The sequence below is a fragment of the Inquilinus sp. YAF38 genome, assembly GCF_052113205.1.
In the GTDB taxonomy this organism is placed as follows: Bacteria; Pseudomonadota; Alphaproteobacteria; order DSM-16000; family Inquilinaceae; genus Inquilinus.
Genome location: NZ_JBFRCU010000037.1, coordinates 1 through 13007 on the forward strand (window position 1 = coordinate 1; position 13007 = coordinate 13007).

General features: G+C 70.4%; 13 protein-coding genes. 6 read left to right on the forward strand and 7 right to left on the reverse strand.

What is annotated here, in order from left to right; translation table 11 throughout:
• Positions 1–356: SDR family oxidoreductase (locus AB4Z01_RS17820; RefSeq protein ID WP_441695884.1), on the forward strand; the 356-nt coding region annotated here is incomplete at its 5' end.
• A gap of 163 nt (positions 357–519) precedes the next feature.
• Entirely contained in the window at positions 520–981 is a 462-nt protein-coding gene (locus AB4Z01_RS17825) for an Hsp20 family protein (RefSeq protein ID WP_441695885.1), read from the forward strand.
• A gap of 317 nt (positions 982–1298) precedes the next feature.
• Here AB4Z01_RS17825 and AB4Z01_RS17830 read toward each other — a convergent pair whose 3' ends face one another.
• A complete protein-coding gene (locus tag AB4Z01_RS17830) occupies positions 1299–3194 on the reverse strand; it encodes a propionyl-CoA synthetase (RefSeq protein ID WP_441695886.1) in 1896 nt (631 codons plus the stop codon).
• 167 nt (positions 3195–3361) lie between these two features.
• On the opposite strand from AB4Z01_RS17830, the gene AB4Z01_RS17835 reads away from it, so the two are divergent.
• Positions 3362–4981: an acyl-CoA synthetase gene (locus AB4Z01_RS17835; protein WP_441695887.1), complete on the forward strand. Its 1620-nt coding sequence runs from the start codon at positions 3362–3364 to the stop codon at positions 4979–4981.
• Positions 4982–5129: 148 nt separating this feature from the next.
• On the opposite strand, the gene AB4Z01_RS17840 is transcribed toward AB4Z01_RS17835, so the two are convergent.
• Positions 5130–6092, reverse strand: coding sequence for an NAD-dependent epimerase/dehydratase family protein (locus tag AB4Z01_RS17840; RefSeq protein WP_441695888.1), 963 nt, complete (start codon positions 6090–6092; stop codon positions 5130–5132).
• Between the two features lie 110 nt (positions 6093–6202).
• On the opposite strand from AB4Z01_RS17840, the gene AB4Z01_RS17845 reads away from it, so the two are divergent.
• Together AB4Z01_RS17845 and AB4Z01_RS17850 are read left to right on the forward strand one after the other, a co-directional pair.
• Positions 6203–6784, forward strand: a complete 582-nt coding sequence (locus tag AB4Z01_RS17845) for a TetR/AcrR family transcriptional regulator (RefSeq protein WP_441695889.1) — start codon at positions 6203–6205, stop codon at positions 6782–6784.
• Between the two features lie 174 nt (positions 6785–6958).
• Positions 6959–7444 (forward strand): MarR family winged helix-turn-helix transcriptional regulator, encoded by a 486-nt coding sequence (locus AB4Z01_RS17850; protein WP_441695890.1) that lies wholly within the window; start codon positions 6959–6961, stop codon positions 7442–7444.
• Between the two features lies 1 nt (position 7445).
• Here the strand turns inward: AB4Z01_RS17850 and AB4Z01_RS17855 are convergent, their stop codons facing one another.
• On the reverse strand, positions 7446–7856 hold the full coding sequence (locus AB4Z01_RS17855) for a DUF2000 family protein (RefSeq protein ID WP_441695891.1): 411 nt from the start codon (positions 7854–7856) through the stop codon (positions 7446–7448).
• Positions 7857–8039: 183 nt separating this feature from the next.
• On the opposite strand from AB4Z01_RS17855, the gene AB4Z01_RS17860 reads away from it, so the two are divergent.
• Complete coding sequence (locus tag AB4Z01_RS17860; protein ID WP_441695892.1) at positions 8040–8864, forward strand: AraC family ligand binding domain-containing protein; 825 nt, start codon at positions 8040–8042, stop codon at positions 8862–8864.
• 122 nt (positions 8865–8986) lie between these two features.
• On the opposite strand, the gene AB4Z01_RS17865 is transcribed toward AB4Z01_RS17860, so the two are convergent.
• The 4 genes from AB4Z01_RS17865 to alkB are packed head-to-tail and all read right to left on the reverse strand — an operon-like array spanning position 8987 to position 12783.
• On the reverse strand, positions 8987–10114 hold the full coding sequence (locus AB4Z01_RS17865; protein ID WP_441695893.1) for an NAD(P)/FAD-dependent oxidoreductase: 1128 nt from the start codon (positions 10112–10114) through the stop codon (positions 8987–8989).
• Complete coding sequence (gene uxuA / locus AB4Z01_RS17870) at positions 10111–11298, reverse strand: mannonate dehydratase (RefSeq protein WP_441695894.1); 1188 nt, start codon at positions 11296–11298, stop codon at positions 10111–10113. The genes AB4Z01_RS17865 and uxuA overlap by 4 nt, the downstream gene beginning before the upstream one ends.
• Positions 11299–11311: 13 nt before the next feature.
• On the reverse strand, positions 11312–12085 hold the full coding sequence (locus AB4Z01_RS17875) for an SDR family oxidoreductase (RefSeq protein WP_441695895.1): 774 nt from the start codon (positions 12083–12085) through the stop codon (positions 11312–11314).
• Positions 12086–12129: 44 nt separating this feature from the next.
• Positions 12130–12783: a DNA oxidative demethylase AlkB gene (gene alkB, locus AB4Z01_RS17880; protein WP_441695896.1), complete on the reverse strand. Its 654-nt coding sequence runs from the start codon at positions 12781–12783 to the stop codon at positions 12130–12132.
• Positions 12784–13007 lie beyond the last annotated feature (224 nt).

Below are 13007 nucleotides of genomic sequence, written 5' to 3' on the forward strand. Positions count from 1 at the left end.
CCCACGGCCTGGTCGCCTCGGCCCACAAGGCCGCCTATGTCGCGGCCAAGCACGGGCTGATCGGGCTGACCAAGGTGGTGGGGCTGGAGACGGCCGGCACCGGCGTCACCTGCAACGCGGTGTGTCCGGGCTGGGTCCGCACCCCGCTGGTGGAGAAGCAGATCAGCGCGATCGCGGCCGAGAAGGGCATCAGCCAGGACGAAGCGGCGCGGCAGCTCTTGGGCGAGAAGCAGCCCTCGATGACCTTCGTGACGCCGGAGCAGCTGGGCGGCACCGTCGCCTTCCTGTGCTCGGACGCAGCCGAGCAGATCACCGGCACCAGCGTGTCGGTCGACGGCGGCTGGACCGCGCAGTAACCGGCGGTTTCGCCCGGCGGGGCGCCGCGAGGCGCCTCTTGAACCGGGTTTCATCCTCCCCAGATACAGATCGTGGCGGCGCCCAGCCGGGGTCGCCACGATCGCTCACCGCGGCGCGACCATGATGGTGCGCCGCCCAGGTATCGCTCACTGGAGGATATCCATGCGTACTCTTGACCTTTCCCCGCTGTTCCGCTCGACCATCGGCATCGACCGCCTGTCGCGGCTGCTCGATTCCGCGCCGCAGTTCGACGCCGCGGCGCCGTCCTACCCGCCCTACAACATCGAGAAGACCGGCGAGGACGCCTACCGCATCACCATGGCGGTGGCGGGCTTCGGCGAGGACGACCTCGAGGTCGTGACCTCCGAGAACACCCTGACCATCCGTGCCAAGGCGACCTCCGACGAGGAGGAGAAGAGCCGGGTCTTCCTGCATCGCGGCATTGCCGGCCGGGCCTTCGAGCGGCGCTTCCAGCTGGCCGACTACATCAAGGTCGGCGGCGCGACGCTGGTGAATGGCCTGCTCAACATCGACCTGGTCCGCGAGGTGCCGGAGGCGCAGAAGCCCCGCACCGTGAAGATCGCGGCCGGCCAGGCCGAGGCGCCGAAGCAGCTCGCCGCCTGACGTTCGGCAAGGGGCGCCGCCGCAGCGGCCGCGCCCCTTTTCCCGAGCCGCACAGATAAAAAGAGGGCCGCTTTCCGCGGCCCTCGTTTTTTGAAGCCTCGCCTGCTCAACTCGAGCATTGCGCGACGATAAGAGCGCTTTTGCCGCGGCGTCAAGAACTCGTTTGGGTCAGAAAAACCCTTTGTTTTGAAGGGTTTTCAGCTGTTCGCCGGCGCGCGGCGGCATTTGCTCAAGCGCAAGAGCGCTAAATGATCTTAAAAATGCAATATTTATGAGGGGTTGTCCTTCGGCGCTTAGATCCGGTGGAAACGGGAACGTTACCCGTTTCCATAGCCAGATCGCCGAAGCGTCACGCGAATTTCATCGAGAATCGCCGGGTCGTCGATCGTCGCCGGCACGGCGAAGGGAAGCGAATCGGCGATCCGGGCCATGGTGCCGCGCAGGATCTTGCCCGATCGGGTTTTCGGCAGCCGGTCGACGATCATCGCCGTCTTGAACGCCGCCACCGGACCGATGCCGTCGCGCACCCGCTGCACCGCCTCTGCCAGGATCGCCTCATGCGGCCGCGCCACCCCCGCCTTCAGCACCAGGAAGCCCAGCGGCACTTGGCCCTTGAGGTCGTCCGCCACCCCGATCACCGCGCATTCGGCGACGTCGGGATGGCCGGCCAGCACCTCCTCGATCTGCCCGGTCGACAGGCGGTGGCCGGCGACGTTGATGACATCGTCCACCCGGCTCATGACGAAGACGTAGCCGTCCGCGTCGACCAGCCCGGCATCGCCGGTCTTGTAGAAGCCGGGATAGTCCTCGAGATAGGCGCTGCGGAACCGCGCATCGGCCCGCCACAGCGTTGGCGCGGCGCCGGGCGGCATCGGCAGCCGGCAGGCCAGCGCGCCGATCTCGCCGCACGGCATCTCATGTCCGTCCGGCCCCAGCGCGCGCACGTCCCAGCCCGGCATCGGCCGGGTCGGCGATCCCGGCTTGACCGGCATCGGCTCCAGCCCCAGCGGGTTGGCGCAGATCGGCCAGCCGGTCTCGGTCTGCCACCAATGGTCGATCACCGGCACCCGCAGCAGCTTTTCGGCCCAGCCCAGCGTGGCGGGGTCGCAGCGCTCCCCGGCCAGGAACAGGGCACGGAAGGCCGACAGGTCGCGCCCGGCTAGCAGGCGGCCCTCCGGGTCCTCGCGCTTGATCGCGCGGAAGGCGGTCGGCGCGGTGAACAGCACCGAGACGCCATGCTGCTCGACCACCCGCCAATAGGCGCCGGCGTCGGGCGTGCCGACCGGCTTGCCCTCGTACATCACGCTGGTGCAGCCAGCCAGCAGCGGCCCGTAGACGATGTAGGAATGGCCGACCACCCAGCCGACATCCGACGCGGTGAACATCACCTCGCCGGGCCTGACGCCATAGATCGCCGACATGCTCCAGGCCAGGGCCACGGCATGGCCGCCATTGTCGCGGACGATGCCCTTGGGCTGGCCGGTGGTGCCGGAGGTGTAGAGGATATAGAGCGGATCGGTCGCCGCCACCGGTACGCAGCCAGCCGGCTCGGACGCGGCCTCCAGCTCGACCCAATCGTGGTCACGGCCAGCGGTCATTGCCGCCTCGCATTGCGGCCGCTGCAGCACCACAGTCGCCGGTACGGTGTGCTTCGCGAGGCCGAGGGCGGCGTCGAGCAGGGGCTTGTAGGCGACGATCCGGCTGACCTCGATACCGCAGGAGGCGGAAACGACCAGCTTCGGCTCGCAATCGTCGATCCGCGCCGCCAGCTCGGGCGCCGCGAAGCCGCCGAACACCACGGAATGCACGGCGCCCAGCCGGGCGCAGGCCAGCATGGCGATCGCCGCCTCCGGCACCATCGGCATGTAAATCACCACCCGGTCGCCCGGACCGACACCGAGGCCGCGCATGGCGCCGGCGAAGCGGGCGACCCGGTCGGTCAGCTCGGCATAGGTGAAGCGCCGCACCGTGCCGGTGACCGGGCTGTCATGGATCAGCGCCAGCCGGTCGCCATGGCCGGCGGCGACATGGCGGTCGAGCGCGTTGAAACAGGTGTTGAGCCGGCCGCCGGCGAACCAGCGGAAGAAGGGGGCATTGCTCTCGTCCAGCACCCGGTCCCAGCGCCGGTCCCAGTCGATCGCGGCGGCGGCCTCGCCCCAGAACCCCTCCGGGTCGGCGAGCGAGCGGCGATAGGCCTCTTCATAGGCTCCCATGGCGTCCTCCCGAAACTCTTTGGCCCGAGCCTAGCGCCGCAGGACCTCCGCGGCGAGGGCCGGTGTCGCGTTCCGGCCATGGCCGGACGCGGCCGGCGGAGCCCGATCCCGGCATTTCGCCCGAGGCTGGGCGATGCCAGTATGTCTCCGCACCAGGGGGCCCACCGATGCCGCACGCCTACGACACCGATCTCGACCGCAACCCCGCCAATTACGTGCCGCTGACGCCGATCTCCTTCCTCGGCCGCACCGCTTTGGCCCATCCGGACCGGACCGCTGTCGTCTACGGCGAGGTGAAACGGAGCTGGCGGGAGACGGCGGAGCGCTGCCGCCGCCTGGCGTCGGCCCTGTCGCGCCGCGGCGTCGGCAAGAACGACACGGTGGCGGTGATGGCGCCCAACATCCCGGAGGCGTTCGAGGCGACCTATGGCGTGCCGATGGCCGGCGCGGTGCTGTGCGCCCTCAACACCCGGCTGGACGCCGCCGCCATCGCCTTCCAGCTGCACCATTCCGAGACCCGGGTGCTGCTGGCCGACCGCGAATACGCCGCGGTGGTGCGGGCGGCGCTGGCGCAGCTCGACGCGCCGCCGCTGGTGGTCGACATCGTCGACCCCACGGTGGCGGGCGAGCCGGTCGGCGGCCTGACCTATGAGGAGTTCCTGGCCGAGGGCGACCCGGCCTGGCCGGGCGTCATGCCGGGCGACGAATGGGATGCGATCGCGCTCGGCTACACCTCCGGCACCACCGGCGACCCGAAGGGCGTGGTGACGCATCACCGCGGCGCCTATCTCAACGCGCTCGGCAACGTCGTCACCTGGGCCCTGCCGCACCACCCGGTCTATCTCTGGACCCTGCCGATGTTCCACTGCAACGGCTGGTGCTTCCCCTGGACGATCACGGCGATGGCCGGCACCCATGTCTGCCTGCGCCGGGTGGCCGCGCGCGACATCTATGCCGCGATCGCCGATCACGGCGTCACCCATCTCTGCGGCGCGCCGATCGTCATGGGCATGCTGCTGAACGCCCCGGCCGAGGAGCGACGCGACTTCCCGCAGGCGGTGCAGATGATGACCGCGGCCTCGCCGCCGCCCGCGACGGTGCTGGAGGGCATGGCCCGGCTCGGCATCAAGGTCACCCATGTCTACGGCCTGACCGAGGTCTACGGCCCGGCCGTGGTCTGCGACTGGAAGCCGGAATGGGACGCGCTGCCGGCGGGGGAGCAGGCGCGGCTGAAGTCGCGCCAGGGCCTGCCCTATGTGGTGCAGGAAGGGCTGATGGTGGCCGACCCCGACAGCCTGGTCCCGGTGCCGGCCGACGGCGAGACGCTGGGCGAGGTGTTCATGCGCGGCAACATCACCATGAAGGGATACCTGAAGAACCCATCGGCCACCGCCAAGGCCTTCGCCGGCGGCTGGTTCCACACCGGCGATCTCGGCGTGATGCATCCCGATGGTTATATCGAGTTGAAGGACCGGTCGAAGGACATCATCATCTCCGGCGGCGAGAACATCTCGACCATCGAGGTCGAGGGCGTGCTGTACCGCCACCCGGCGGTGCTGGAGGCGGCGGTGGTGGCGCGGCCGGACGAGAAATGGGGCGAGACCCCCTGCGCCTTCGTCACCCTGCGGCCGGGCGCCGAGGCGACGCCGGAGGAGATCATCGGCTTCAGCCGCCAGCACCTGGCGGGCTTCAAATGCCCGAAGACGGTGGTGTTCGGCGACCTGCCGAAGACCTCGACCGGCAAGATCCAGAAATTCGTGCTGCGGGACCGCGTCCGGGCGCTGTAGATGCCGGGGCCGTTGTCTCAAGGGGAAACGGGATTTCCTCTTTCTGTCATTGCCGGGCTTGACCCGGCAATCCAGAGATTGCGGCGACATCTTCTGGATGCCCGGGTCAAGCCCGGGCATGACAATTTAGGGTTTGGTTGACCGATATTCAGGTCGACTGGGCTCCGCTCTCTCCTGCCGCGGCCTCGACGCAGCGGCGGATGCCCTCGGCATAGGGCGTCTTGCGGATCGGCCCGATCAGGGCCTGCAGGGTGCCGTCGTCCAGCACCACCGGGTCGGTCTGCAGATAATGCATCTCGACCAGCTCGCGCATCAGCGGGTCGAACAGCCCGGCGAGGCGCAGCATGGTCCTGCCGGCCACCATCAGCCTCGGCGTGCGGCCGGCCGCGGCGAAGGCCATGGCCGCCGCCTCGCGCTGGGTGATGGTGCCGGCGCCGGCCAGGTGCCAGATCCGGCCCCAGGCTTGCTCCCGCGCCGCCAGGGCGGTGACCACCGGGCCGATATCGGGGACGAAGGCGAATTCATGCGGCCGGTCGATCGGGCCGATCAGCTTCGCCCGCCGGCCCGACGCCGCGGCCTGGAACAGGTCGTGCAGGAAGCTGCGCTCCACCCCCGGGCCGTAGAAATCCGGCAGGCGCAGCACCGCGCCGCGGATCCGGCCGGCGGCATCCGCCTCCAGCACCAGGTCCTCCTGCGCCTTGCGCATCCGGCCCTTGACCGTGTGCGGCTCGCGCGGATGGTCCTCGCGCACCGGCAGGGTCCGCGGCCGGCCGTAGGGATAGACCGTGCCGATCAGCAGCAGCCGGCCCACGCCCTCGGCCGTGGCGCCGTCCAGCACCTGGCGCATCACCACCGGATGCTGCCGGAACTGGTGATAGGGCACGCCGACCAGATGCACGATCGTGTCCATGCCGCGGGCGGCGGCGCGGACCGACTCCGGGTCGTCCGGGGTCCAGGTGACGATCTCGGCCAGCGGGTCGGTGCCGAACTCCCGCTCCAGCGCCGGGCGCGACCGCCCGACCACGCGGTAGGGCCGGCCATCCGTCCGCAGTGCCGCGGCGATGCTGCGGCCAATGGCGCCGGCGGCGCCGAACAACGCGATCCCACCCATCTCAGCTGCTCCATGAACAACGATCTGTTAGTGAACAATGTTCACTGAACGATGTTCATATACGCGTTGACGGCGGCCGGGTCAATCGGCCAGCATCCGGCATGGGCACGATGGAACGACGGGCGCGCGACAAGGCGGCGCTGCGCGGGCGCATCCTCGACGCGGCGCGCGAGATCGCGTTGCGCGAGGGGTTCGAGGGGCTGACCATGCGCAAGCTGGCGGCCGCGGTCGAATATGCGCCGGGCACGATCTACCTACATTTCGCCGGCCGCGACGCGATCGCGCGCGAGCTGTGCATCGAAGGCTACCAGGCTCTCTGGACGGCGCTGGAGCCGGCGGCGGGCATCGCCGATCCGCGGGTGCGCCTGGCGGCGCTGGCCCGGGCCTATGTCGGCTTCGGGCTGGAGCAGCGGGAGACCTACCGCCTGATCCTGATGGAGGAGCCGAAGCTGCTCGACGCGCTGTACCGGGACCGGCCGATCGACGATCCGGACGGCCCCGGCACGCGTTCGTTCCTGGCGCTGGTCCAGGCCTTCGCCGATCTCGGCGCGGCGGAGCCGGAGCGCCGGGCCGAGGTGTTGCTGGCGACGCTGCACGGCATTGTCAGCCTGAAGCTGACCTGCGACCGTTTCCTGCGCACCCCGGCGGAGGAACTGGTGGCGGCGGCGCTGGAGCGGGAGCTGGCCGCCTAGAGGCTGGCAAACCCGGTCCGCCAGGCGGAGGGAACAGGCTTGCCGCGGCTGCTCCCCCGCGTATTGTCGGACATTCCGTCGGGCCGCGCGTTTCCGCGTGATGGCCGGATGTCTTGAGCGGAAGCAAATTCCGTTTCATATAAAACGAATGTCAGGCGGGCGGGGAGGCCGGCGATGCGGGACCAGGCGGTGCGGGCGGAGTTCGATCTCGAGGCGTTCCTGCCCTATGAGCTGTCGGTGGTCAGCAACCGGGTCAGCCGCACCTTCGCCCGGCGCTATGCCGATGCCTTCGGGCTCAGCATCCCGGAATGGCGGGTGATGGCGATGGTCGGCCGCTACGCGCCGCTGTCTTCGAACCAGATCTGCGAGCGCACGGCGATGGACAAGGCCAAGGTCAGCCGGGCCGTCAGCCGGCTGATCGCCGCCGGCCATCTCAGCCGCGGCACCCACCCGGCCGACCAGCGGCTGATCCGGCTCGACTTCACCGCCGCCGGCCGCCGGGTCTATGACGCGATCGTGCCGCTGGCGCAGGAGATCGAATCCGAGCTGATGGCCGCCTTCGCGCCGGGCGAGCGCGAGGTGCTGCGCCGCCTGCTGCGCAAGCTCGACGCCCGCGTCGCCGGCCTCGGCACGCCGCCGGACGCGGCGGGGGAGGATTAGGTCACGGGTGCAGCGACAGGCCCTTCAGCACGCGGTCGACATCCTTGCGGTCCTCATGCAGGGCGAAGCCGACCAGGTCCAGCGCCTCGCCGGGCACGGCCTTGACCGCGGCGCGGTTGGCCTCGTCATGGCCGGTGGCGAACAGCTCGGCGGTGTAGATCGCGATCCGCATATTGCGGGCCAGCGCCCTTGCATGCGCCGCCTTCAGCGCCTCGGCCGTGCCGGCGAAGACCAGCACCGGCTGGCGGAACATCGGCAGGTACAGGTTGCCCGACCCGTCCTCATAGGGCGCGCCGACCAACTCCGGCCGGATCGCGGCGAGGCCGCTGACGGTGAAGGCGGTGACGTTCAGCTTCTGCCACACCGGCAGGTCCTCGCGAAGGGCGACGGCGATCTTGGTGTCGAACCGCATGCATGCTCCTTCCCACTTCCGTCATCCCCGCGAAAGCGGGGATCTCTCTGAAATCCCGAGGAGATTCCCGCTTGCGCGGGAATGACGATTTCAATTTGACGCTCAGTCTATGAACCGCAGCCGCCACCCGGCTTGTACGATCGTGCTGTGGCGGCCTTCCCCGGAGCGGCCTAACATGGGCTCATGGACAGCGGTGAATGGGTCACGGTCGGGCTGGACCGGCGCTTCGGCGTCGAGCGGTTCCGCGCCCATTTCACCGCCCATTGCTACGAACGGCACGCGCACGAGACCTATGCCATCGGCCTGACCGAGGCGGGGTCGCAGAGCTTCCACTGCCGCGGCGGCACGCACCGCACCCGGCCGGGATCGGTCATCACCTTCAACCCGGCCGAGATCCATGACGGCCACGCCACCAATGCCGAGGGCTTCCTGTACCGGATGCTGTATGTGGCGCCGGAGACGGTGGCGGCCGTGCTCGACGATGCCGGCATCCGGCCGCCCTGGGCGCTGGCCTTCCCCGACATCCTGTCCGAGGACCCGGTCCTCGCGGCGCTGATCGCCCGCACCGTCGACGCCTTCGCCGAGCCGGGGGCGACCCTGGCGCGGTCCGAGGCGCTGGCGGCGATGGTGGTCGGGCTGGCCCGCCGCCAGGCAGGGGCCCAGGCGCCAAGCCTGTCCCGCCCCGGCGACGCGGCGCTGGCGCGGGTGCGCGACCATCTGCACGCCCATCTCGACGACGACGTCACCGCCGACGACCTCGCCGCCGTCGCGGGCTTGAGCCGGTTCCACATGTCCCGCGCCTTCACCCGCCGCTACGGTGCGGCGCCGGCGACCTATCTGCGCTGGATCCGGCTGGAGCGGGCCAAGCGGATGCTGGCGGCGGGCGAGGCACCGGCCCAGGTGGCGGCGGCCACCGGCTTCACCGACCAGGCCCATCTGACCCGCCGCTTCAAGGGTGCCTACGGCGTCACCCCGGCGCGATTCCAGAAGGCGGCGCGGGCGGCGTAACTCATCACCCTATCCCGTCATCCCGTGCGCGCTGCGGCGCGCAGTGCCGCTGCGCAGACACGGGATCTCGCCGCACCTCGAAGAGATCCCCGCTTTCGCGGGGATGACGATATTGGAATGGATCAGGCCTGGAGCCCCAACCGCTGCACCACCTCGTCCGCGATCGACAGGCTCGAGGTCAGGCCCGGGCTCTCGATGCCGAACAGGTTGACCAGGCCGGGCACGCCGTGCCCCTCCGGCCCCTGGATCACGAAATCCGCGGCGGCGGCGCCGGGCGGGGTGATCTTCGGGCGGATGCCGGAATAGTCCGGCAGCAAGGCCCCGTCCGGCAGCGCCGGCCAGTAGCGGCGGATGGCGGCGTAGAAGCTGTCCGCCCGCGCCGGATCGACGCGGTAGTCCAGCGTGTCGACCCATTCGACGTCGGGGCCGAAGCGCACCCGCCCGCCCAGGTCGATCGTGGCATGGGTGCCGAGGCCGCCGGGCACCGGCACCGGATAGATCAAATGGCGGAAGGGCGGCCGACCGGACAGGCCGAAATAATTGCCCTTGGCCAGGAAGGGCTGCGGCACCGAAGCCTCCGGCACGCCGGCGATGCGGCGGGCGACCGCCGGGGCCGACAGGCCGGCCGAATTCACCACCCGGCGGGCCAGCAGTTCCATGCCGCCATCCTCGGTGGCGATCTGCAGATGCAGCCCCTCGGCGGTGATGGCGGCCGATTCCAGCCGAGCCTGATATGCGATCATCGCGCCCCGCGCCTCGGCGTCGCCCAGCAGCGCCAGCATGAAGCCGTGGCTGTCGACGATGCCGGTGGAGGGCGAGAGCAGCGCCGCGGTGCAGGCGATCTCCGGCTCCAGCGCATGGGCCTCGTCCGCGGTCAGCGGCTGCAGCGCATCGTCCTCGCCGGTCAGGCCGTTGGCCCGGGCCGCCGCTTCGATCCGGACCAGCGTCGCGGCTTCCTGTTCGTCGGTGGCGACGATCAGCTTGCCGCAGCGCTTCGCGATGACGCCGTGCTCCGCGCAGAAGCGGTACAGCGCCCGGCGGCCGGCGACGCAGTGCCGGGCCTTCAGGCTGCCCTGCGGGTAGTAGATGCCGGCGTGGATCACCTCGCTGTTGCGGGCCGAGGTCTCGGTGCCGAAGGCATCCGCCGCCTCCAGGATGATCACCTCCTGCCCGGCCAGGGCCAGCGCCCGGGCGACGGCCAGGCCGACCACCCCGGCGCCGACCACGACGGCATCGACCGTGTCGGTCATGCCGCGCCGCGCAGCTGGCCGATCGCCCGCGCCACCCCGCGCAGCTCGGCCAGCCCCTTCAGCCGGCCGATCAGCGAATAACCGGGGTTGGTCTTCTTGCCGACATCGTCGGCCAGCAGGTGGCCGTGGTCCGGCCGCATCGGGATCTCCCAATCCCTGCGTCCAGCCGCCTTGCGCGCCCGCTCCTCCGCCAGCAGCGCGTCGATCACCGCCACCATGTCGGCGCCGCCTTCCAGGTGCTCGTCCTCGAAGAAGGAGCCGTCGGGCTCGACCGTGACATTGCGCAGATGGGCGAAGTGGATGCGGGCTGAGAACTCCCGAGCCATCGCCGCCAGGTCGTTGTCGGGCCGCGAGCCGTAGGAGCCGACGCACAGCGTCAGCCCGTTCGCCGGCCGRTCGACCATGGCCAGCACGGCGCGGGCGTCGGCGGGGGTGGAGACGATGCGCGGCAGGCCGAACAGCGGGAAGGGCGGGTCGTCCGGGTGGACGGCCAGGCGGGCGCCCGCCTCCTCCGCCACCGGCACCACGGCGGCCAGGAAGGCTTTGTAGCTGGCGCGGAAGTCGTCGGCGGTGATGCCGGCATAGGCGGCCAGGCGGCGCTCGAACCCGGCCCGGTCGTTGACCGCGCCGGCCACGCCCGGCAGGCCGGCGATGATGGTCTTCTCCAGCTCGGCCTGCTCGCTTTCGCTCATCGCCGCGGCGCGGTCACGGGCGCGGGCCAGCACGTCGGGGCGATGATCCGCCTCGGCACCCTTGCGCTTCAAGATGAAGGCGTCATAGGCGGCCATGTCGACCGCGTCGAAGCGCAGGGCGTAGCCGGTGGTGGGCAGCCGCCACAGCAGGTTGGTCCGGGTCCAGTCGACCACCGGCATGAAGTTGTAGCAGACCGTCGTCACCCCGGCCGCGGCGACGTTGCGCAGCGACTGGGCGAAGATGGCGGTGGCCTCGGCCGCGCCGGCGCCGCCGGTCTTGACCGCGTCCGGCAAGGGGATGCTCTCGACCACCGACCAGGCCAGGCCGGCGCCCTCGATCACCGCGCGGCGCTCGGCGATCTCCTCGGCCGGCCAGACGCTGCCGTCCTGGCGGTGATGCAGCGCGGTGACGATGCCGCTGGCCCCCGCCTGCTTGACATGGTCCAGCGTCACCGGATCGTTCGGGCCGAACCAGCGCCAAGTCTCCTTCATCGTCTCCAGCCCCTCATCGCGTGTTGATCCTGTTGCGGCCGACCAGCGGATACTGCTCGACCTCGTACACTTGGCCGGTGACCGGCGCCGACCGATCGGACAGCCAGAACACCGCATGCTGCGCCACCTCCTCCGGCCGCAGGATGCGCCCCGTAGGGGCCAAGGCCGGCGGGATGTGCTCGGCCCAGTCGTCGGGCCGGCCCTCGCGGCGCTGGATGGCGCGCTCGGTCTCGGTCAGGGTCCAGCCGACATTCAGCTGGTTGACCCGGATGCGCTCGGCCGACAGCGAATCGCCCAGGTTGCGCGTCATCGTCATCAGTGCCGCCTTGGACATCGAATAGACCAGCAGGTTGTCCTGGCCGCACAGCGCGTTGACCGACCCGATATTGACGATGGCACCGCCGCTGCCCTGGCCGCGGAAGGCGCGCACCGCCTCGCGGCACAGCAGCAGCGGCGCGCGGGCGTTGACGGCGAAGATGGCGTCGAAGGCGGCCTCGTCGGCCTGCTCCAGCGTGGTGCGGGCCAGCGACGCGGCGTTGTTGACCAGCCCGTCGATCCGGCCATGGCTGCGCAGGACAGCGTCGATGATGGTTGTTGCCGCATCCGGTGCGGTCACGTCGGCCAGAACCGAGGCGACGCCCCCCAGATCGACCGCGGCCTGGGCCAGCGCCTCCGCCTCGATGCCATGCAGCACCACGGTGGCGCCCTCGGCCTGCGCCGCCCGGGCGATCGCCAGGCCGATGCCGGAGGACGATCCGGTGACCAGAATGACCTTGCCGTGAAGCATCGCGCCGTCTCGTGTCCGCTCAGCCCACCGACTTCATAGCGGCATCACAGGGCCTTCCGAAAGGTCAGGTTTATCCGCTGGTGGCCGAGCAGCGCATGGCTGCCGTCCGGCAGGGTGGCGATGCCGTGGAAGGCCAGCCGCGCCGGGCCGCCCCAGACCGCGACGTCGCCATGCTCGACCCTGACCTTTCGGGTCGGGTCGCTGCGCTGCAACCCGCCGAACAGGAAGGTCGCCGGCAGACCCAGCGAGACCGAGACGATCGGCGCGCCCGCGTCGCGCTCGTCGCGGTCCTGGTGCAGCGACAGGCGCGAGCCGGGCTCATAGCGGTTGATCAGGCAGGCATCKGGCGCGAACGGGCCGAAACCGGCCCGGATCGAGGCGGCGTCGGCCAGTTCGGCGAAGACCGGCGGCATCTTCGGCCAGGGGCGGCCGGCGATCGGGTCGTCGGGGTCGTAGCGATAGCCGCTGCGGTCGCTGACCCAGCCGACCTGGCCGCAATTGGTCATCGCCACCGACATGCGATAGCCGCCGGGCGTGACCAGGTGGCGGAACGGCGCCGCCGCCTCCACCGCCCGCACCGCCGCGATCAGCGCCTCGGCTGTGCCGCGGGCGAAGCCGCGCAGGAGGAAAGCCCCCTCGGCCAGGGTCTCCTGGTCCGGTCCCGGTCCTGGAAGGCTGTCGAACAGATCCGCCGTCATGCTCCGGCTCCCTCAACACCATCAATCAACGTCATTCCCGCGAAAGCGGGAATCTCTTTCCGCTGGCGAAGCCACGAGATCCCCGCTTTCGCGGGGATGACGGAAAGGGGTTTGCACGGACCTGCAGCTCGAAGCATCCCATCCCTTGCGGTCAAATTGGGCGCAAGAAAAGGAGTGTCGGCACGGCCGGGCCGCGAGACACTGAATCCTCACCTGCCCGAGGA